The sequence below is a fragment of the Mesorhizobium sp. M0598 genome (assembly GCF_040320865.1).
Classification (GTDB): Bacteria; Pseudomonadota; Alphaproteobacteria; order Rhizobiales; family Rhizobiaceae; genus Mesorhizobium.
The window spans coordinates 225,484-245,578 of record NZ_JAMYQL010000005.1; the positions used below are offsets into that span (position 1 = coordinate 225,484).

The window sequence follows — 20,095 nt, forward strand, 5'->3', positions numbered from 1 at the left end:
ATTACTGCGTCCCGGCCGTCGCTTCGCCCAACAGCTTTTGAATGGTCGCCTGGTCGGCTGCGACCGGCTTGACCACCTCGCCTTCCTTCACCAGCTCCTGGCCGGCGACGATAATGCGGGCGTCGACCGCAATGCCGCCGAGCACCAGGCCGGTTGGCGTGTCGTCGACCAGATCGATCGGGAAGAACACGACCTTGTCGTCCTTGTCGACGGCACGGATGCCGAGGTCGCCCTTGTCGCCGAGCGTCACCACCGATCGCGGCAGCATCACGGCGTCGGTCGGCTGGGCGCTGAGCGCAATTTCTGCCGTCATGCCGGCCGGTACGGACCCATCGGCATTGGGGATAGCGACTTCGACGCGGAACGTACGGGTTGCCGAAGATGCATCCCGGCTGATGTAGCGCACCGTACCCTTGACGGTCTGGCCACTGACCAGGCGCACATTGGCTTCGTCACCGATCTTCAGATAGCCGAGATCGCGTTCGCTGACTTCGCCGCGGGCGATCACCGGATCGAGCTTGAGAATGGTCGCCACCTCGCCGCCCTGCATGACGGAACTGCCAAGCTCCACCGGCACCCGGTCGATGACGCCGTCGAAGGGCGCCTTCACCTCATTGCGGTCGAGCTCGGCTTGCGCTGCGTCCAGTTGCGACTTGGCCAGCGTCAGGTTGGAACGGGCCGTATCGAGCTGCAGCTTGGGCAGATTGCCGGTTTTCATCAGCCGCAGGGCCGCAGCCAGCTCGGCCTCACGTTGCACGACAAGCTGCTTGGCGTTGTCGACCGCCGAGATTTTTTCCTCGGCGGCAAGCATCAGGATGAGGTCGCCGGTCTTGACGTGCTGGCCCTGCTTGACCGGCAGTTTGTCGATGACGCCGGCGACGCGTGTCGCCAGGACGGCGCGCTTATCGGCTTCGGTCAGTCCGGAAATGCGGATAGCGCGTGCATAGGTGCGCCGCGGCGGGGTTATTACCGCGACCGTGCGTAACGGCGCCTTGGGCTGTTCCGCCTCGGCAGTCCCCGGCTTGGCAGCCCCCTGTTTGCCAGTTTGGGGCTTGCCTGCGTCGGCTGCCTTGGGCTGCTCGACCTCTCCTGCCTTGGGCTTGTTGTCGGCGGACGCGCTGCCGACGGACGAGAATTCGCCTGTCGCCATCCAACCGGCGAACCCGATGAGCACAACAATGGCTGCAAGCTTGTGAAACCTGAATTTCGGCATCGTTATTGTTCCAGTGCGCGGGGTTCGGCCAAGCCGCATCTTCTACTTGGGGCGCGTCGCCGATATGGGTGCGCGCGAGGCCGTATTCAAATTGCCGTGATCGGCGAAGCGCGCTTCTACCTCAAAGTTGCGGCGCAATATAGTCAGAAAAGTTGATGGGTTGTTGCTTTGTCCGCAAAGATGCGGCTGCAGCATCGGCTGTTGATCGCCAAAACAGCAGTATGGCAGCAAGTGTCAGGATGATTGGACAGATTGCGAATGCCATCTGCTTGCGAAGCAGCTAGGCCGGACGGCGGGCGGCCTCGGGCTGCTTGCGCGCCGCAAGAAATTCCTTGACCCGCCGGCCCGGCGCCGGCCCGCGCACCGGCTTCAAGCCGTCGTCGAGTTCGCCGGACAGATCGATCGTCGGCCGCTTGCCGACGGCGTCATAATTTTCTTCCAGCCAATCACTGGCTGCGGTGCGGCCAAGGTCGCGCAGATAGGCAAGGAACGCCCATTCGGCATTGACCTTGGACGATGCCGACAGATCCTTGAACGCTTCGTCGGCATCGATGCGGTGCATGCGGATGTCGCGATATTCGCCGTGCGGCAATCGGCCGGCGGCGATCAGTTCCTTGACGAAGGCGATCGAGCGGAATTCGCGCAACAGCCCGGCATTGAAGGTGATCTCGTCGATGCGGTTCTGGATCTCATTGGCGCTCTTCGGCGTCCCCTCGCGGACCACCGGATTGATCTGCACCAAAAGCACGTCCTCGGTGGCCGCCGTCTTGAAGAACGGGAACAGTGCCGGGTTGCCGCCATAACCGCCATCCCAATAGGGCACCCCCTTGATCTCGACGGCACGGAACAATTGCGGCAAGCAGGCCGACGCCATCACCGTGTCGAGGTCGATCTCGCCGTCCGAGAAGACCCGCAACTGGCCGGTCTCGACATTGGTAGCGGAAATGAACAGTTCCATCGACTTGCAGGCGCGCACATTGTCGAAATCGATCTCACGTTCGACCACGTCGCGCAGCGGATTGATGGCGAGCGGATTGGCGACATAGGGCGAAAATACCCGAGACATCGTATCGAACAGGAAATAGCCGGGCGTGTTCTCGATCGACCAATTGCCCCAGGCGACGTCCCAAGGCATGCGCTGTACCGGGCTGAAGCGGCCCTTTGCCGCCACCACACGCCAGAAATCGTCGAGCTTCCGCCGCGCGCCCTCGACACCGCCGCGGACAAAGCCGTCGGCCAGCGCCACGGCATTCATGGCGCCGGCGCTGGTGCCCGAAACCGCCGTTATGTCGAGGCGCCCGTCCTCAAGCAGCCGATCGAGCACGCCCCAGGAAAACGCCCCGTGCGAACCGCCGCCTTGCAGCGCGACATTGATCTTCTTTGGCTCTTCCGCCTTGCCATTTTTCGGCATGGCGTGGCCCTTGACCGCTGGAAGCCTCACTGAGTGGTCCAGCCGCCATCGACAGAGATGTGCGCGCCGTTGATCTGCGCCGCCGCATCCGAGCATAGGAACACCGCGGCCGCCGCAACCTGCTCGACGGTGACGAACTCCTTGGTCGGCTGCTTTTCGAGCATGACCTCACGGACCACCGTCTCGCGGTCCATCTTGTTGGCCTTCATCTGGTCGGGGATCTGCGCCTCGACCAGCGGCGTCAACACATAGCCCGGACAAATGGCATTGCAGGTGATCTTGTCGCGCGCCAGCTCCAGGGCGACAGTTTTGGTCAAGCCCATAATGCCATGCTTGGCCGAGACATAGGCCGACTTGAACGGCGAGGCGACAAGGCCGTGGGCCGAGGCGACGTTGACGATCCGGCCGCCACCGGCCTGTTTCATCAACGGGATGGCGGCTGCGATGGTGTGGAAGGCCGATGACAGGTTGATGGCGATGATCGCATCCCATTTCTCGATCGGGAAGCTTTCGACCGGCGCGACATGCTGGATGCCGGCGTTGTTGACCAGGATGTCGACCGAGCCGAATGCCTCGGCTGCCTTCGCCACCAAAGCCCGGCACTCGGCCGGCTTCGACATGTCGGCCTTGACGTAGACGGTCTTCACCTCGTGGTGCTTCGCGATCGCGTCGGCGATGGCGTGATCGTCGGCGGTGTCGGAAAAGGAATTGACGACGACGTTGCAGCCTTCGGCCGCGAGCGCGTGGGCAATGGCCAGGCCGATGCCCGAGGTGGAACCCGTGACGATGGCGGTTTTTCTGGCGGTCAAGGCTGGCTATTCCTTTCGAGGCGGGCTCCCATGGAACCATGCTGCACTGCAGCATATAGGCTCTCTGTCACCCAAGAACAGCGGATGTGTGGAGCAATGACATGAAATTTTTGTTATGAGGGCTCCTGTCTCATCTTGACGAGAGAGTGTCCGGCACCGGCTGTGGCGGGCCGGTTTCCGCAAGGCATGCGGGGAAAATCCTCAGGCGACGAGGTCTGGGACCGGCCCGATATAGCGCGACTGCGGCCGGATCAGCCGTCCGCTCGTCTGCTGCTCGCGCGCATGGGCAATCCAGCCGGCGACGCGCCCGGCAGCAAAGACGTTGGTGAACGCCTCTTCCGGAAAGCCCGCCGCTTCCAGCAGGAGCGCTGTGAAGAACTCGACATTGGTCTGGAGCGAGCGCGACGGCTTGGCGATGCGGAGCACTTCGAGCGCCGCTTGCTCCACGCTTTCGGCAAAGGCCAGCCGGTGGCCGGCTTCGCCCTTGGCGCCGAGTTGCCGCACCACCGCTTTCAGCACGTCGGCACGCGGATCGCGCACACGGTAGATGCGATGCCCGAAGCCCATGATGCGGCGGCCGCGCGCGATCTCGCCACGCAGCCAACCAGCGGCATCGCCATGCGCCTCGATCGCATCCAGCATCTCGATCACCGGACCTGGCGCGCCGCCATGCAGCGGCCCCTTGAGCGCTCCGAGCCCGGCCAGCACCGCCGAAGTAAGCCCGGCCTGCGTCGAAGCGACCACGCGCGCGGCGAAGGTCGATGCGTTGAGGCCATGGTCGCAAACCGTCACGAGATAGGCATCGAGCGCCTTCGCCAATTTAGGCGAGGCCGCAATGCCGGTCAGCATCCGCAGCATGTCGGCGGCATGATCGGCCTTGCTATCGGGCGCAATCGGGCTGTCGTCGCGCTGCAGGCGCAGCAAGGCCGGCGTCAGCACGGCAGGTGCCGCAACCAGCCGGAGCGCGTCCGGCAATTTGTCGCCGTCCGGCAGCAGGGCAATGCCGGCGCGCATTGCGCTGTAGATATCGAGGGATGCGAGAAACGGCAGCAAGGGTTTGATCTGCTCGAACACTTCGCTGCGCGCCCGACCGATCGCGTTCGCCAGCTCCTTGTCGCCGGGAAGATCGTCGAAAAAGCCGTCGAGCAGCAGATGAACCACCTCGGCGTATTTCCAGCGGCCTGCCAGTTCGGGCAACGAATGGCCCCGGATGGTCAGGCGGCCACCAAGACCGTCAACATCGGAGAGCACCGTTTCCGCCGCCACCACATCATCGAGCCCATTCGCCATTGGTTTTCTCCTTGACCCTTTCCGGGTGGAAGATAAGGGTTGGTGACTGGACCATCAATCTTGATCAACGGAATCAACATGACAAGGCTGACATGACGGAGTGGCTGACGCGGGACGAAGCCCTGGAGCGTCTCAAGGTGCGGGCCCAGACCCTCTATGCCTATGTCAGCCGCGGACGCATCGGCGTGCGGCCGGACCGGGCGGATCCACGCCGCAGCCAGTATCGCGCCGACGATATCGCGGCGCTGGCGAGCCGCCGGGCTCGTGGCCGAAATCCCCAGGCAATCGCCGAAAGTGCAATTGCCTGGGGTGAGCCGGCGATCGCCACCACGATCTCGACCGTTTTGCATGGCCGCCTTGTCTATCGCGGCCAGGATGCGGTTGCTCTCTGCGAGGCTGCCACGCTGGAGCAGACGGCAAACCTGCTTTGGGCATCTGGCGCACCAGTGTCGTTCGTCTCGGCGAGCCGCCATGGCAACGGCGCAACTGGCCGGCCGGCTGCCTTCGCGGAATTGGCCGCGTTGGCGGCCAACGGCCGGCCTTCGCTCGGCCGAAGATCGGCTTCGCTCAACCACGATGCGGCCGGCGCCATCGCCGCTTTGGCCCAGGCGCTCGGCGCGATTCCCGGAACTGGTGCCGTGCACGAAAGGCTGGCGCGGGGATGGTCGCTCGATGCGGCCGGCGCAGACTTGATCCGCCGCTCGCTCGTGCTGTTGGCCGATCACGAATTGAACGCATCGACCTTCGCCGCACGGGTCGCCGCGTCCACCGGCGCACCTGTTTCGGCCTGCCTGCTTGCCGGCCTCGCCACGCTCTCCGGGCCGCGTCATGGCGGCGCCGCGGAGGCGGTCATGATGCTGGCGGAGGATGCGCAGAGATTGGGGCCGGATGCGGCTGTCGGACGCTGGCTCGGTCACGACAGGCCGCTGCCCGGATTTGGCCATCCGCTTTATCCCGACGGCGATCCGCGTGCGGAACCGTTGCTGGCCGCGATAGATGTCGATGATGGGCTGTTACGGCTTTGCGATGCGGCCTTTGCGGCAACGGGCATGCGCCCGAACGTCGATTTCGCCTTGGCCGCGCTGACGCGCGGCCTCCGTTTGCCGTCCGATGCGCCGTTCCGCCTGTTCGCACTCGGCCGCAGCGTCGGCTGGGCCGCGCATGCCGTGGAGCAGGTGACGAGCAACGGCCTGATCCGGCCACGCGCCCGCTACCAGGGACCGCTGCCGGAGCAGCTCTAGCCGCGCTGCTTGCGAAGTCTCAGCAGCACCTGAAGGAAGGTCCGACGCTGCACTTCGCCAGCCGGCAGTCAGGACATCGTGTCGAGCTTGCGCTGCATCGCGGCGATCTGCTCCTTCAGCTCCTGAAGGTCGTCGGGTTTTTCCGGCGTTTCCTTCCTGGCCGGTTCGGCCGGCGCTGCTGCCGGCGCCGAGCCCGCGGGCGGGAACGGCGTGAACAGCCGCATGGCGTTCTGGAACATTTCCATGTTGCGCCGCGTCTGCTCCTCCAGCACCTTGATCGGCGTGGTGATTTTCATCATGTCCATCGGGGACTTGCCGAGGGCGTCTTTCATCTGCTCGCGAAAGCGTTCCTGCTCCTTAGAGAAGGCCAGCATCGACTGCTCGAGAAAGCTCGGCACGATCATCTGCATCTGGTCGCCGTAATAGGCGATGAGCTGACGCAGGAACGGGATCGGCAGCATGTTCTGCCCGTCCTTGTTCTCCAGCTCGAAGATGATCTGGGTCAGTACCGGATGCGTGATGTCGTCACCGGTCTTGGCGTCCTGGACAGTAAAGTCCTCGCCTCTTTTGACCATTTCAGCGAGATCCTCGAGCGTCACATAGGTGCTGGTGCCCGTATTGTAGAGACGGCGATTGGCATATTTCTTGATAACAATAGGTTCGTCTTTTGCGGCCATCTGCATCCTCCCCGGACACCGGGCAGCTTAAGTAAGCCGCCGGTAACGATTGCGCCTTTTTAAAGGATATGCGCAAAAGCGTCATGAATCCAAGCAGTTTGTGCAGTGCGGGAACATTTTATGCTGCGCAGCACGGACGGGCCGCCGTTGCAGCGACGGGCGGCATGCTTGCGGCAGTGGGACGCCATGCGCATTTCGGGTTTGACTCGGGTTGTGGAAAGGGCAAGAAAAGTCCCCGACGGCACCCGAAATCGTTCCCCGAAAGCCTGGAGAAGAACATGTCCGCTTCCAACGCCATCGTTGTCGCCAGTGCGGCGCGCACGCCTGTCGGCTCCTTCAACGGCGCCTTCGCCAACACGCCAGCCCATGAATTGGGTGCCGTCGCCGTCAGGGAAGCGCTTGTCCGTGCCGGCGTCGACGGCAAGGAGGTGGACGAGGTCATCCTCGGCCAGATCCTGACCGCGGCTCAAGGGCAGAACCCGGCGCGGCAGGCGGCAATGGCTGCCGGCGTACCGCAGGAGGCGACGTCCTGGGGCCTGAACCAGCTCTGCGGCTCCGGCTTGCGCGCCATCGCGCTCGGCATGCAGCAGATAGCCCAGGGCGACGCGAGGATCATCGTTGCCGGCGGCCAGGAATCGATGTCGATGGCTCCGCATGCGCAACATCTGCGCGGTGGCGTCAAGATGGGCGACTTCAAGCTGATCGACACCATGATAAAGGACGGCCTGACCGATGCCTTCTACGGCTATCATATGGGCAACACCGCGGAGAACGTCGCTCGCCAGTTCCAGATCACCCGCGACGACCAGGACCAGTTCGCACTGGCTTCCCAGAACAAGGCCGAGGCCGCGCAGAAAGCCGGGAAATTCAAGGACGAGATCGTTGCCTTTACAGTCAAGGGCAGGAAGGGCGACACCGTAGTCGACCAGGATGAATACATCCGCCACGGCGCGACAATCGATGCCATGACCAAGCTCAAGCCCGCCTTCGACAAGGAAGGCACGGTGACTGCTGCCAATGCTTCCGGCATCAACGACGGCGCTGCCGCCGTGGTGCTGATGACCGAAGCGGAAGCCGCAAGGCGCGGCATCACACCGCTGGTGCGTATCGTTTCCTGGGCGACCGCCGGTGTCGACCCGCAGATCATGGGGACGGGACCGATCCCCTCCTCGCGCAAGGCGCTGGCCAAGGCCGGCTGGTCGGTTGGCGACCTCGATCTGGTCGAAGCCAACGAGGCCTTTGCCGCGCAGGCCTGCGCCGTCAACAAGGACATGGGCTGGGATCCGGCCATCGTCAACGTCAATGGCGGCGCCATCGCCATCGGCCATCCGGTCGGCGCCTCGGGCGCCCGCATCTTCAACACGCTGGTCTACGAGATGCGCCGCAGAAGTGCCAAGAAAGGCCTTGCCACGCTGTGCATCGGCGGCGGCATGGGTGTTGCCATGTGCGTGGAAGCATTGTGATGAGATAAGGCATACGAATAGGATGCTGGCGCAAAGCGAGTAGGGAATAGAGGGCAAACCCTACCGCTTCAACGCTCAGTCATCTGCATTTCCCGGGAGGACATATGACAAAGGTTGCAATCGTCACAGGCGGGTCGCGCGGCATCGGCGCGGCGATATCGGTCGCCTTGAAAAGCGCCGGCTATTCGGTCGCCGCAAACTACGCCGGCAATGAAGAAGCGGCGGCAAAGTTCAAGGCCGCGACCGGCATCCCGGTCTATAAATGGTCCGTCGCCGACTACGAGGCCTGCGCCGCCGGCATCAAACAGATCGAAGCCGATCTCGGTCCCGTCTCGGTGCTGGTCAACAATGCCGGCATCACTCGCGACGCGATGTTCCACAAGATGACGCGCGAGCAATGGAAGGAGGTCCTCGACACCAACCTTTCCGGCGTCTTCAACATGACGCATCCATTGTGGGGCGGCATGCGCGACCGCAAGTTCGGTCGCATCATCACCATCTCCTCGATCAACGGCCAGAAAGGCCAGGTCGGCCAGGTCAATTATTCGGCCTCGAAGGCCGGCGATATCGGCTTCACCAAGGCACTGGCCCAGGAAGGCGCACGCGCCGGCATCACCGTCAACGTCATTTGCCCCGGCTACATCGCCACCGAGATGGTCAAGGCAATGGACGAGAAGGTCCTCAACGAGCGCGTCATCCCGCACATCCCGGTCGGCCGTCTCGGCGAGCCGGAGGAGATCGCGCGCTGCGTCGTCTTCCTCGCTTCCGACGATGCCGGTTTCATCACCGGCTCGACCATATCAGCCAATGGCGGCCAGTACATCGCCTGATCGTTTATCTTTGCGTTGAGACAGATACGCGCTTGGACGAACGGGCCTGCAAAACGGCCCGTTTCTATAGCGGTCTTCCCGTTGCAAGATCTCGATGCAGCACGCTGCCCCAATCCGGCACGCAAAGGTTAACGGCAAACTCGCAGCCTGTGCAAAAGCCGTCCGGCAGCCTGTGGGTTTTCGGTGGAAAAGCTGTTCACGACACAACATGTTGCAGTGAACAAACCAAGAAACTTCGGCTATCGCTGATTCGTCGCCGATTCGTTCCGGCTTTGAGCGGAACGTTAACGGCGAGAGCTGAAAACACCCTCGAAATGATTAAAGCGCGTTAGGAAACATCAATAATTTCATAATGTTGTGCGAAGCAGATTGGCCGGCCACGACCATTCACCGGCAAAGGTTAACCGCAGTGCTCGCTTGGATGCCGCTTGCATAAATCGGGCCAGTTTCCGCGATTCAGCATGTGGTGAGTACGCCGACAGAAAACCCAGATGTAGCCGTGAACAAACCCTGAATCAGCGCGAGTCAGTGATTCGTCGCTGATTCGTTCCAGACTCGTTCCAACTGTTAATCGGGAACAGATTTTCTGGCTTCGAACCAACCAATCGGCCTGCCCTCGGCATATTCCGCTTTCGCTTCGCGCCCGAAATCCCTATGTGTCGCCTGTCATACGCGGCCAATATGGGCGCGCTCCCGACAATGCGAGGCAGAGAGCCTTATTTCCAGGCCGATGAACATCCATCCGAAACACACTGAACCGCTGATCCTGTCGGGTCGAGACGTGACGGCCGTGCTCGGCCCGACCAACACCGGCAAGACCCATCTCGCCATCGAACGCATGGTGGCGCATGAAAGCGGCGTCATCGGCCTGCCGCTCAGGCTGCTTGCCCGCGAAGTCTATACGCGCGTCTGCGAGAAGGTCGGCGCCCATAAGGTGGCGCTCATCACCGGCGAGGAAAAGATCCAGCCGGCGGGCGCGAAATACTCGGTCTGCACCGTGGAAGCGATGCCGCGCGAGACCGACGCCGCCTTCGTTGCCATCGACGAGGTCCAGCTCGCCGGCGATCTCGAACGCGGACACATCTTCACCGATCGCATCCTGCATCTGCGCGGCCGGCAGGAGACGCTGCTGCTGGGCGCGGCCACCATGCACGGCATCCTGCAGCGCCTGCTGCGGGGCGTGTCGGTGGTGACCCGGCCACGCCTATCGCATCTTGCCTATGCCGGCTCGAAGAAGCTGACCCGCCTGCCGCGGCGCACCGCGATCGTCGCCTTCTCGGCCGACGAGGTCTATGCCATCGCCGAGCTGATCCGCCGCCAGCAGGGCGGTGCCGCCGTCGTGCTCGGCGCGCTCAGCCCGCGCACCCGCAACGCCCAGGTGGCGCTGTTCCAGTCGGGCGACGTCGACTACCTCGTCGCCACCGACGCCATCGGCATGGGCCTCAACCTCGACCTCGACCACGTCGCCTTCGCCCAGAACCGCAAATTCGACGGCTACCAGTACCGCAACCTGACGGCGGCCGAGCTCGGCCAGATTGCCGGCCGCGCTGGCCGGCATCTGCGCGACGGCACCTTCGGCGTCACCGGCCAGGTCGATCCGCTGGATGATGAACTGGTCAACAAAATCGAGGCGCATGATTTCGACCCGGTGAAAGTACTGCAGTGGCGCACCGCGCATTTCGATTTCGCCAACCTCGATGCGCTGAAGCGGTCGATTGAGACCAACGCCCCGGTCGAAGGCCTGACGCGCGCGCTGCCGGCAGTAGACGCACAGGCGCTCGAGCATCTGTCGCGCGACGAGGACGTCCGGGCACTCACCACCGATGCCAGGCGCGTGGCGCTGCTGTGGGAAGCCTGCGCGCTGCCCGACTACAGGAAGATCGCGCCGGCCCAGCACGCCGACTTGATTGCCTCCATTTACATGGACCTTGCCAGGCATGGCCATGTCGACGAGAACTACATGGCCGAGCAGGTGCGCCGTGCCGACACCACCGAAGGCGACATCGACACGTTATCGCACAGGATTGCCCAGATCCGCACATGGACCTTCGTTTCCAACAGGCCCGGCTGGCTGGCCGATCGGGCACATTGGCAGGAAAAGACGCGCGAAATCGAAGACAGATTGTCCGATGCGCTGCATGAGCGGTTGACGAAACGTTTTGTAGACCGCAGGACTTCCGTCCTCATGCGGCGCCTTAGAGAAAACACGATGCCTGAAGCCGAAATCAGCCCAACCGGAACCGTCCTCGTCGAAGGCCATCACGTCGGCGAGTTGCAAGGTTTCCGCTTCACCGCCGACCAGAGCGCCGGCGGCGAAGACGCCAAGGCGGTGCGGGCGGCGGCGCAGAAGGCGCTTGCCGCCGAGTTCGAGGCGCGGGCCGAGCGCTTCGGCGCCTCGGCCAATGGCGACATCGCGCTGGGTTCGGATGGCACGCTGCGCTGGATCGGCGCCCCGATCGGCACGCTGGTCGCCGGCGAAGACGCTTTGAAGCCGCGTCTGGTTCTGCTGGCCGACGAGCAACTCACCGGCCCGGCCCGCGACAAGGTTGCGGCGCGCGCCGAGCGCTTCGTCAATTTCCAGATCGAATCCCTGCTGAAGCCGCTGGTCGATCTCAAGAATGCCGAGCAGATCACCGGCATCGGCCGCGGCATCGCTTTCCAGCTTGTCGAGCATTTCGGCCTCATCAACCGTCGCGACATCGCCGACGAGATGAAGTCGCTCGACCAGGAAGGCCGCGCGGCGCTTCGCCGTCTCGGAGTGCGCTTCGGCGCCTACCATGTCTTCGTGCCGGCGCTGATCAAACCGGCGCCGGCCGGGCTGATAACGCTGCTGTGGGCGCTGAGAAACGACGGCAAGGACAAGCCCGGTTTCGGCGATGTCGTTCACGCACTGGCCTCCGGCCGCACCTCGGTGGTCATCGATCCGACCTTCGACAAGACCTTCTACAAGCTTGCCGGCTACCGCAATCTTGGCCGGCGTGCTGTACGCGTCGATATTCTCGAACGGCTGGCCGACCTGATCCGGCCGGCGACCAACTGGAAGCCGGGCCTCGGTCCTCGCCCCGACGGCGCCTATGACGGCCAGTCCTTCATGGTGACGCCGCCGATGATGTCGATTCTCGGCGCCACCGCCGACGACATGGAAGAAATCCTGAAGGGACTCGGCTATCGCGCCGATGCCAAACCGGCGGCCGAGGTCAAGGCGCGGCTCGAAGCACAGGATAATGCCGCGCGTGACGCGGCCGCTGCAAAGCAGGCGGCGGAAGAGGCTGCGCGAGTCGAGCAGGCGAGGATGGCGGAAGCATCTGCCGCGGCAGAGCCGCCGGCGGAGGCTTCGGAACCTGTGTCGGATGCGGCTCCTGTTGCGGAGGCGGCGGCCGAAGCTGTGACCGAAGCGACGGCAGAGCCTGTCGCGGAAGCTCCAGCCCCTGAAGCTGCGGCAGAAGTCACGCAAGAGACCCGGCCCGCCGCGGAGGCGACTGCTGAAGCGCCTGCGGAACCGGCGGCCGAGCCAACGGCGGAACCTGGGGCGGAAACTGAGGCTGCGGCACCGGCAGAACCGCCGGTTTCCGACACTACGGAAGCATCGCCGGCCGAACCTGCAGCGACGGCAGGAGCCGTCGCCGGCGAAGCTGCTCCAGAAGCCGAGGAGCCAAAACCCATCCTGTTATGGCGGCAGGGTCGTTTCGACCAGCGCCCGCGTCATCGCCAGCATGACAACCGCCCCCGGGACAATCATCGGGACAATCGCGCGCGCAATGGTCAAGCTGCGCCGGACAGCCGCAGCGATGCGCCGGTAGATGCCGGCGGGCAACCGACGCCGGGCGACCGGCCCGCCCGTCAGGGGCGCCACGACCAGCGCGACGGCGCCGGCAAGCCGCGCTTCGATCGCAGCAAGTTCAAGCCCAGGCCGCAAGGCGACGCGGCAGATCAGCGCGCCGGCAAGCCGCAAGGTGAACGCCCGGACCGGCGCGAAAACCGGCCCGACTGGAAGGCTGGCCGGCAGGACGGCAAAGGCGGCGCCCAAGGCGCAAAGCCGGCGTTCCAGCCAAAGCCGCGTGAGGAACGCCCGGTCCGCTTCGATCCGGACTCGCCCTTCGCCAAGCTCGCCGCGTTGCGCGACCAGCTGAAGAAGTAAGCTGCTCGTCCAATGGTCACTGATGCCCGCCAGCGCATCGACAAGTGGCTGTTCTTCTCGCGCGCGGTAAAATCGCGCACGCTGGCAGCCAAGCTGGTCGTCGCCGGACGCGTCCGCATCAATCGCGACAAAGCAGCGCAGGCCTCCGATACGGTCCGGCCGGGCGACGTTTTGACCATCACGCTGGAGCGGCGGATCTTCGTCTGGAAAGTCCTTGGCACCGGCGTACGGCGTGGCCCGGCCGAAGAGGCCCGCCTGCTCTACGAGGACATGTCGCCGCCCCCCGCGCCCAAGGGCGAGGCGCTTCCGGATGCGGTGCCGCCGTTGCGCGAGGCCGGCAGCGGTCGCCCGACGAAGAAGGAACGCCGCCAGACCGACCACCTGCTCGGCGACGATTGAGCAAGGTCGAACGCCCGCTTTGCCGGCCTTCCGGAATTCCATTCCGGAAACCGCGGCACCGCTGGCAGGGGCCGCCCTTGCCACCGGCGGACAAAGGCGTTACCTCACCAAAAAAGCCCAACAAAATGGGACGTCCCGGAGCCGACCAATGACCTACGTCGTGACCGACAATTGCATAAAATGCAAATACATGGACTGCATCGAGGTCTGTCCGGTCGACTGCTTCTACGAAGGTGAGAACATGCTCGTCATCCACCCGGACGAGTGCATCGATTGCGGTGTCTGCGAACCGGAATGCCCGGCCGACGCGATCAAGCCCGACACCGAGTCGGGCCTCGACAAATGGCTGCAGATCAACACCGAATATGCCGACAAATGGCCCAACATCACCGCCAAGAAGGAGCCGCCGGCCGACGCTAAGAATTTCGATGGCGAAACTGGCAAGTTCGAGAAATATTTCTCCCCCGAGCCCGGCGAAGGCGACTGACGAGCCTGCCGGCTGCGGCGGCCTGACGCCGCGTAACAGCCGTGATACATTAACCGCCTTGACAGGCGGCGACGGCGCGTGGCCTTCGCGCGTGCAGCAAAACCTTGATTCTTCCGACTTTTTGTGTTATATCAACCAAACATGCCGGTGACACAACGTCGATTTATGGCGCAAACGCCCCAAATCACTGAAAGGTGAATTTCTCAATCCGGACCAGAGCGATCTGGGGCAGGCGGTCGCAATGTTGCGATTTGCCGGTCCTGGCCTTTCCGGTGAGTTCATCGTTGTGTGGCTGAGGACCGGTCACCCCGGTCGCACGAGTTCGGGCCGGCACGATGCCGGTACCACAACAAGGAGTTCAGGGCGTAATGGCAACGATCACCCCGCAGAAGAAGTCCACCGCAGCGCGCCACGGTTTCAAGACCGGCGAGTACATCGTTTATCCGGCGCATGGTGTCGGCCAGATCGTCTCGATCGACGAGCAGGAAGTCGCGGGCCACAAGCTGGAGCTGTTCGTCATCGACTTCCAGAAGGACAAGATGCGCCTCAAGGTGCCGGTCGCCAAGGCGACCTCGATCGGCATGCGCAAGCTGTCGGAAGAGGATTATGTCGAGCGCGCGCTGAAGGTCGTGCAGGGCCGCGCCCGCGTCAAGCGCACCATGTGGTCACGCCGTGCCCAGGAATATGATGCCAAGATCAACTCCGGCGATCTGATCTCGATCTCGGAAGTGGTGCGCGACCTTTACCGCGCCGATAACCAGCCGGAGCAGTCCTATTCCGAGCGCCAACTCTACGAGGCGGCCCTCGACCGCATGGCCCGCGAGATCGCGGCCGTCAACCGCATGTCGGAGACCGAAGCGGTCCGCCTCATCGAGGTGAACCTCAACAAGGGCCCGAAGCGCGGCGCCAAGGCCGACAACGAGGAAGCCGAGCAGGAAGAAGCTGCCTGAGCCTTTTCGCCCAGGAAACATGGAAAACCCGGCCTCGCGCCGGGTTTTTTTGTCTTAGCTGACCGGCGACGGGCATATCTAACCTTCGCCGCCCTCCCTTTCCGCCTCGTGCTTCAGCGTGGCGATGAACCGCTTGGTCCGCTGGCGTTCCGGGTTGCTGAACAGCACCGCGGCCGGGCCTTGTTCGACGATGTTGCCGGCATCGAGGAACACCACTTCCCGCGCGATCTTGGAGGCGAGCCGCAGGTCATGCGTCGCCATCACCATGGTCGTGCCCTCGCTGGCGAGCTTGCCGAGCACGTCAACCACCTCCTGCGCCAGTTCCGGATCGAGTGCCGAGGTCGGCTCGTCGCAGAGCAGGACCTTCGGCGAAGGCGCCAGCGCCCGGGCAATCGCCACGCGCTGCTGCTGGCCGCCCGACAGGGTCGCCGGCCAGGCATCGGCCTTGTGCGCCATGCCGACTTTTTCGAGCAGGGCCAGCGCCCGTTCGCGCGCCCTCTCCTTGGGCCATTTCAGCACCGTCACCAGCCCCTCCATGATGTTCTCGATCGCAGTGCGATGCGGAAACAGCTGGAAATTCTGGAACACCATGCCGGTCTGCAGCCGCAGCCGCTGGATATCCCTGGTCGAGACCCTGCCGCCGGGATGGAATTCGAGTGCATCGTCGCCGATCCGTACCGTGCCTGAAGTCGGCAGCTCGAGCAGGTTGATGCAGCGCAAAAGCGTGCTCTTCCCTCCGCCCGACGGCCCGACAAGCGCCGTAACGCTGCCTTCCTCGATCGTGACGGTGACGCCCTTCAGCACCAAATTGTCGCCGAAACGCTTTTCGATGTTGGTGAGGCCGATCATGCGCGCGCCTCCAGGAAGCCGCCATAACGGTTGAGCCGCGTTTCCAGCCGCGCCTGCAAGGCCGACAGCACGGAGCTCATGACCAGATAGAGGGCCGCTGCCTCGACATAGAGGATCAGCGGCTCATAGGTGGTGGCGACGATGCGCTGCGCTGCCTGGAACATCTCCGGCACAGTGATGGCGGCGGCGAGCGAAGTGTCCTTGACCAGCGAGATGAAGGTGTTGGACAGCGGCGGCACGGCGACGCGGCCCGCCTGTGGAAGAATGGTGCGCCGCATTGCCTGGGCCCAGGTCATGCCGATCGAATAGGCCGCTTCCCACTGGCCCTTGGGCACCGAACCGATGACGGCGCGGATGATTTCCGACGAATAAGCACCGATGTTCAAGGTGAAGCCGATCAGTGCTGCTGGAAAGGCGTCGAGCAGGATGCCGACCGATGGCAGGCCGTAGAAGATAAGGAACAGTTGCACGAGAAGCGGCGTGCCGCGGAATATCCAGACGTAGAAGCGGACCACGGCGACCAGCGGTTTGGGACCGAACAGCCGGACAAGCGCTACAACCAGGCCTAGGACAAGACCGAATGCAAACGACAGCAGCGTCAACGGCACGGTGAAGATCAGTGCAGCCCACAGCAGCGTAGGCAGGGATTCCAGCATCAATTGCAGCCAGTGCGGCACGAAGGCTCCTCCTTGCCAGATTGCCGTCGCTCATATCACGCGAAAGCGGCGGGCCGTCGAAAGACAGCTCGCCGCGATACGAACGACGCGGGCCGGCATTCGGCCCACACGAGAAAGCCGTTTTACTTCGAAACGTCCTGGCCGAAATAGGTGTCGGCGATTTTCTTGTAGGTGCCGTCGGCCTTGATGTCGGCCAGCGCCTTATTGATGGCGGCCACCAGTTCCGGATCGCCCTTGCGCACGATGACGCCGGAATAGTCGGCGTTTTCTTCCTGGGCGGCAATCTTCACATTGGCGTCGGGCTTGTGCTTCTTGAAGTCGAGGAAGGACAGGCTGTCGTTGATGGTGGCGTCGGCGCGGCCGGTAAGAAGCAGCTGGATCGACTGGTCGAAGCCGTCGGTGCCGACGAGTTCGGCGCCGTTGGTTTCAGCCAGCTTGCCGAAGTTCGAAGTCAACGACTGCGCCGCCTTCTTGCCCTTGAGATCGGCGAAAGCCTTGATGTCGGTGTTGTCGCCGCGCACGATCAGCACTGCCTTGGAGGCGATGTAAGGATCGGAGAAATCATATTTAGCCTTGCGCGCCTCGGTGATGCCGACCTCGTTGATGACGGCATCGTAGCGGTTGGCGTCGAGACCGGCGATCAGCCCGTCCCATTTGCCTTCGAGGAACTGGGCCTTGACGCCGAGGCGCTCGGCGATGGCCCGCGCGATCTCGACGTCGAAGCCGACCAGCGCGCCGGAAGCATCATGATAGGTGAAGGGCGCATAGGTTCCTTCCGTGCCGACCTTGAAGACGCCGGCCTGCTTGATCTGGTCGAGATTGGCGCCGGCATGACTGGCGGCGACGGCCAGAACCTGCAGCGTTCCGGCGATAATGAGCGATTTGAGCCATTTCATTTTTCTGTGATCCCGTCCTTGGCCGATGTCCGGCGTCATTGCGAGTGCCGGAAAATGACAGATGCGCGATGCCAGAATAAGAAACTAAATTTCAAAAATCTCGCGCCCTTGAAATCCAATTCTCAACCAGCATCTCCCGGCGCCATCCGGCTGAGTCAAGGCCGGTGGCGAATCGCCTGGAACAGCACAATCGACATGACAGTCCGGGGGAACATTCCCCCGCATGGCACGTTCTTCGCTGTTGTAGGGCGCGGCGCCGCCATTTCAACCATCGGCGCCAACTCACGATTCGATTGCACCGCAACGCCTGGAGCAGGAGCGCGGCATGATGGAAGACAGTGCAGGACGGACCATGGTTCGCGCGGCGATGAAAGCCCCTTATCTGGAACGTGACGAAGAGCATCTCCTGGCGCTGCGCTGGAAGGAAAACAATGACCAGCACGCGCTGCACCGCATCACCGTCGCGCATATGCGGTTGGTCATTTCCATGGCGTCGCGGTTTCGCCACTACGGCCTTCCGCTGGGCGACCTGATCCAGGAAGGCCATGTCGGGCTGCTGGAGGCAGCGGCCCGTTTCGAGCCCGAGCGCGAGGTGCGGTTCTCGACCTACGCGACTTGGTGGATTCGCGCCTCGATGCAGGACTATATCCTGCGCAACTGGTCGATCGTGCGCGGCGGCACTAGCTCGGCGCAAAAGGCGCTGTTCTTCAACCTGCGGCGTCTGCGCGCCCGCCTGGCAAACGGCGCCGAGCAGATGTCGAATGCCACGCTCTACCGCGAAGTGTCGGCGGCTCTCGGGGTATCGGAGGCCGATGTGGCGATGATGGATTCCCGCCTTTCGGCGCCGGACAGCTCGCTCAACACGCCGCTAGCCGACGATGCGGGCGCAACCGAGCGGATGGAGTTCCTGGTTTCGGATGACCCGCTGCCCGATGAGGTCGTCGGCGATACGATCGACGTCGAACGCCGTTCGGTCTGGCTGAAGACGGCGCTCGGCGCGCTCAATGCGCGAGAACTCAGGATTATCGAGGAGCGCCGGCTGAGCGACGAGGGCGCGACGCTCGAAGCGCTCGGCGAGACGCTCGGCATCTCCAAGGAACGTGTCCGCCAGATCGAGGCGCGCGCCATGGAAAAGCTCAAGGCGGCGCTGGTGAAGCAGAACCCGGAATTTCTCGCAGCCTGAATCGCGTCGGCTGCTATTTGTCGGTGACGATCTTGACCTTGTCGCCGGCCGAAACCGCGGCACCCGGCGACAGCGCGTTGAGCACCCTGAACAAATCCAGCTTGCGGTCGACGCCGACCATCTGTGCGGCCAGGGAGCCCATTGTCTGGCCGGGCTGCACCGTGACGATGCGGATACGCAGCGGCTTCAACGCCGCCTTCTCGGCAGCACTCAGGATGCGGAACGAGCCGCTGACCGAGCGCGCCACCGTGCTCAGCGAGGTGCTGGCCGAAGGTGCCGCGGTCAGCAAGCGGTAGACCTGGCCGCCGGCGCGGATCACCGCAATATCGAATTGCCAGCCATCGGCGCCGGCATGCGCGGTTGCCGCTTCGTTGCCGTTGATCGTCTCCTGGCGCACGCTGCTGTCGTCGAGGCCGGCAACCCAACCGCTGCGGATGTAGTCGGTCAGCGAGCGGTTCTTGTCGATCGAAACGCCGTCGAAGCGGATCGCCATGTCGCCCGGGCCGGTCGCCGTCACCGCCGCCGCCGAATTGTCGATGATGAAGCCGTTGGGCACCGAGAACGACACGCCGAGGCCAGGATGCAGGAAGGTTTCGCCGCGCACATAGCCTTCCTCCGGCGTGTCGCCGTAAAGCAGCCCGTCTACGCCGGCAAGAAATGAATCGCGGTCGCGCGACCCGACACCGGGCGCGCCGAACTGGCGGGCGTGGCGCTGCGCGAGATCGATACGCTGCGGCGTGTTGGGGTGCGTCGCCAGGAAGTCGAGGCTGGCGTCGGTAGCGCCGCTGATCGAGCGGAAATCGGTATAGGCCGACATCGACTGCAGGAAGCGGCCGGCGGCGTAGGGATCGAAACCGGCTTCGCCGATCGACTTGATGCCGATTGCGTCGGCCTCCAGCTCCTGATTGCGCGAGAACTGGGCCAGCCTCAGCTTGCCGCGGATCAGTGCCGCCTTGGCCGTCGGGTTGTCGCCGAGCACATCCGAAACGACCTTGGTCGCCAACCCCTCCTCGGCTTCCAGTTGCTGGCGCTGCAGGCCGTGGTTGGCCGTAACGTGGCCCATCTCATGCGCAATGACGGCGGCAAGCTCGGCCGAATCGTTGGCCAGCGCAAGCAGGCCGCGGGTGATGTAGAGATAACCGCCCGGCAGCGCGAAGGCATTGACGTTGGGCGAGTTGAGGATGGTGATGCGGTAGGTCTGGGTTGGGTTGGCCGACACCACGGTCAGTCTGCCGACGATCTTGGCCACCATGCGCTCGAGCTTGGGGTCGGAATATTCGCCGCCATAGGTGGCGAGGATGCGCGGGTGCTGCGCCTTCGCCAGTTGAGCGAGCTTGCCGTTGGCGGCGACATTGTCGACCGTGATCGGCTTGTCTGAGGGCTGAAAGCCTGATTCCTGCACGTCGGGAGGCGTGAACATCTGGCAGCTTGCCAGCGCCACGGCGAGACCGGCCAGCGCCAGAAAGCGCGCCAGCGGTTTCACCCTCCGATTGTCGATGCCGGTCGGCAGATCGGCTTCCTTTCAAGTCCTGGCACGTGACCGCGAAAATCGGGCGCGATTTCCGGAAAGCATCACGCGCAA

The 20,095-nt window shown here is 63.7% G+C and carries 17 protein-coding genes; 8 read left to right on the plus strand and 9 right to left on the minus strand.

What is annotated here, in order from left to right; translation table 11 throughout:
• Position 1: 1 nt before the first annotated feature.
• From NKI59_RS09835 to NKI59_RS09850, 4 genes are all read right to left on the minus strand, one after another.
• Positions 2-1,213: an efflux RND transporter periplasmic adaptor subunit gene (locus NKI59_RS09835; RefSeq protein WP_352703825.1), complete on the minus strand. Its 1,212-nt coding sequence runs from the start codon at positions 1,211-1,213 to the stop codon at positions 2-4.
• A 280-nt stretch (positions 1,214-1,493) separates the two neighbouring features.
• On the minus strand, positions 1,494-2,624 hold the full coding sequence (locus NKI59_RS09840) for a patatin-like phospholipase family protein (protein WP_352703966.1): 1,131 nt from the start codon (positions 2,622-2,624) through the stop codon (positions 1,494-1,496).
• 26 nt (positions 2,625-2,650) lie between these two features.
• Positions 2,651-3,433: a 3-hydroxybutyrate dehydrogenase gene (locus NKI59_RS09845; RefSeq protein ID WP_352703828.1), complete on the minus strand. Its 783-nt coding sequence runs from the start codon at positions 3,431-3,433 to the stop codon at positions 2,651-2,653.
• 201 nt (positions 3,434-3,634) lie between these two features.
• Positions 3,635-4,723 carry a citrate synthase/methylcitrate synthase gene (locus tag NKI59_RS09850; RefSeq protein ID WP_352703830.1) on the minus strand — a complete coding sequence of 363 codons (1,089 nt, stop codon included), beginning with the start codon at positions 4,721-4,723 and terminating at the stop codon, positions 3,635-3,637.
• 92 nt (positions 4,724-4,815) lie between these two features.
• Here NKI59_RS09850 and NKI59_RS09855 point away from each other — a divergent pair, with 92 nt between their 5' ends.
• Positions 4,816-5,964, plus strand: coding sequence for a citrate/2-methylcitrate synthase (locus tag NKI59_RS09855; protein ID WP_352703833.1), 1,149 nt, complete (start codon positions 4,816-4,818; stop codon positions 5,962-5,964).
• Between the two features lie 68 nt (positions 5,965-6,032).
• Here NKI59_RS09855 and phaR read toward each other — a convergent pair whose 3' ends face one another.
• A complete protein-coding gene (gene phaR / locus NKI59_RS09860) occupies positions 6,033-6,641 on the minus strand; it encodes a polyhydroxyalkanoate synthesis repressor PhaR (protein ID WP_352703835.1) in 609 nt (202 codons plus the stop codon).
• Positions 6,642-6,919: 278 nt separating this feature from the next.
• On the opposite strand from phaR, the gene NKI59_RS09865 reads away from it, so the two are divergent.
• The 6 genes from NKI59_RS09865 (at position 6,920) to NKI59_RS09890 (ending at position 14,908) form a co-directional block, all read left to right on the plus strand.
• Positions 6,920-8,104: an acetyl-CoA C-acetyltransferase gene (locus NKI59_RS09865; protein WP_352471180.1), complete on the plus strand. Its 1,185-nt coding sequence runs from the start codon at positions 6,920-6,922 to the stop codon at positions 8,102-8,104.
• Between the two features lie 104 nt (positions 8,105-8,208).
• Positions 8,209-8,934, plus strand: coding sequence for an acetoacetyl-CoA reductase (gene phbB / locus NKI59_RS09870; protein WP_023678447.1), 726 nt, complete (start codon positions 8,209-8,211; stop codon positions 8,932-8,934).
• Positions 8,935-9,664: 730 nt separating this feature from the next.
• Positions 9,665-13,072 (plus strand): helicase-related protein, encoded by a 3,408-nt coding sequence (locus tag NKI59_RS09875; protein WP_352452510.1) that lies wholly within the window; start codon positions 9,665-9,667, stop codon positions 13,070-13,072.
• Between the two features lie 12 nt (positions 13,073-13,084).
• Positions 13,085-13,471, plus strand: coding sequence for an RNA-binding S4 domain-containing protein (locus NKI59_RS09880; RefSeq protein WP_023680553.1), 387 nt, complete (start codon positions 13,085-13,087; stop codon positions 13,469-13,471).
• A 148-nt stretch (positions 13,472-13,619) separates the two neighbouring features.
• Positions 13,620-13,958 (plus strand): ferredoxin FdxA, encoded by a 339-nt coding sequence (gene fdxA, locus NKI59_RS09885; protein WP_352452512.1) that lies wholly within the window; start codon positions 13,620-13,622, stop codon positions 13,956-13,958.
• Between the two features lie 368 nt (positions 13,959-14,326).
• A complete protein-coding gene (locus NKI59_RS09890; RefSeq protein WP_006327799.1) occupies positions 14,327-14,908 on the plus strand; it encodes a CarD family transcriptional regulator in 582 nt (193 codons plus the stop codon).
• Positions 14,909-14,986: 78 nt separating this feature from the next.
• On the opposite strand, the gene NKI59_RS09895 is transcribed toward NKI59_RS09890, so the two are convergent.
• From NKI59_RS09895 to NKI59_RS09905, 3 genes are all read right to left on the minus strand, one after another.
• Positions 14,987-15,757, minus strand: coding sequence for an amino acid ABC transporter ATP-binding protein (locus tag NKI59_RS09895; RefSeq protein WP_352452513.1), 771 nt, complete (start codon positions 15,755-15,757; stop codon positions 14,987-14,989).
• Positions 15,754-16,434 carry an ABC transporter permease subunit gene (locus NKI59_RS09900; protein ID WP_023721020.1) on the minus strand — a complete coding sequence of 227 codons (681 nt, stop codon included), beginning with the start codon at positions 16,432-16,434 and terminating at the stop codon, positions 15,754-15,756. Before NKI59_RS09900 ends, NKI59_RS09895 begins: the two co-directional genes overlap by 4 nt.
• A 122-nt stretch (positions 16,435-16,556) precedes the next feature.
• A complete protein-coding gene (locus NKI59_RS09905) occupies positions 16,557-17,330 on the minus strand; it encodes an amino acid ABC transporter substrate-binding protein (RefSeq protein WP_352703838.1) in 774 nt (257 codons plus the stop codon).
• A gap of 325 nt (positions 17,331-17,655) precedes the next feature.
• On the opposite strand from NKI59_RS09905, the gene NKI59_RS09910 reads away from it, so the two are divergent.
• Positions 17,656-18,513 carry an RNA polymerase factor sigma-32 gene (locus tag NKI59_RS09910; RefSeq protein WP_023680558.1) on the plus strand — a complete coding sequence of 286 codons (858 nt, stop codon included), beginning with the start codon at positions 17,656-17,658 and terminating at the stop codon, positions 18,511-18,513.
• Positions 18,514-18,526: 13 nt separating this feature from the next.
• Here the strand turns inward: NKI59_RS09910 and NKI59_RS09915 are convergent, their stop codons facing one another.
• Positions 18,527-19,996, minus strand: a complete 1,470-nt coding sequence (locus NKI59_RS09915) for a M48 family metalloprotease (RefSeq protein ID WP_352574751.1) — start codon at positions 19,994-19,996, stop codon at positions 18,527-18,529.
• Positions 19,997-20,095: the final 99 nt, after the last annotated feature.

Coding starts and splice junctions, on each gene's coding strand:
- NKI59_RS09835 (WP_352703825.1), bottom strand. CDS start 1,213: ATGCCGAAATTCAGGTTTCACAAGCTTGCAGCCATTGTTGTGCTCATC.
- NKI59_RS09840 (WP_352703966.1), bottom strand. CDS start 2,624: ATGCCGAAAAATGGCAAGGCGGAAGAGCCAAAGAAGATCAATGTCGCG.
- NKI59_RS09850 (WP_352703830.1), bottom strand. CDS start 4,723: ATGGCGAATGGGCTCGATGATGTGGTGGCGGCGGAAACGGTGCTCTCC.
- NKI59_RS09855 (WP_352703833.1), top strand. CDS start 4,816: ATGACGGAGTGGCTGACGCGGGACGAAGCCCTGGAGCGTCTCAAGGTG.
- phaR (WP_352703835.1), bottom strand. CDS start 6,641: ATGGCCGCAAAAGACGAACCTATTGTTATCAAGAAATATGCCAATCGC.
- NKI59_RS09865 (WP_352471180.1), top strand. CDS start 6,920: ATGTCCGCTTCCAACGCCATCGTTGTCGCCAGTGCGGCGCGCACGCCT.
- phbB (WP_023678447.1), top strand. CDS start 8,209: ATGACAAAGGTTGCAATCGTCACAGGCGGGTCGCGCGGCATCGGCGCG.
- NKI59_RS09875 (WP_352452510.1), top strand. CDS start 9,665: ATGAACATCCATCCGAAACACACTGAACCGCTGATCCTGTCGGGTCGA.
- NKI59_RS09880 (WP_023680553.1), top strand. CDS start 13,085: ATGGTCACTGATGCCCGCCAGCGCATCGACAAGTGGCTGTTCTTCTCG.
- fdxA (WP_352452512.1), top strand. CDS start 13,620: ATGACCTACGTCGTGACCGACAATTGCATAAAATGCAAATACATGGAC.
- NKI59_RS09890 (WP_006327799.1), top strand. CDS start 14,327: ATGGCAACGATCACCCCGCAGAAGAAGTCCACCGCAGCGCGCCACGGT.
- NKI59_RS09895 (WP_352452513.1), bottom strand. CDS start 15,757: ATGATCGGCCTCACCAACATCGAAAAGCGTTTCGGCGACAATTTGGTG.
- NKI59_RS09905 (WP_352703838.1), bottom strand. CDS start 17,330: ATGAAATGGCTCAAATCGCTCATTATCGCCGGAACGCTGCAGGTTCTG.
- NKI59_RS09910 (WP_023680558.1), top strand. CDS start 17,656: ATGATGGAAGACAGTGCAGGACGGACCATGGTTCGCGCGGCGATGAAA.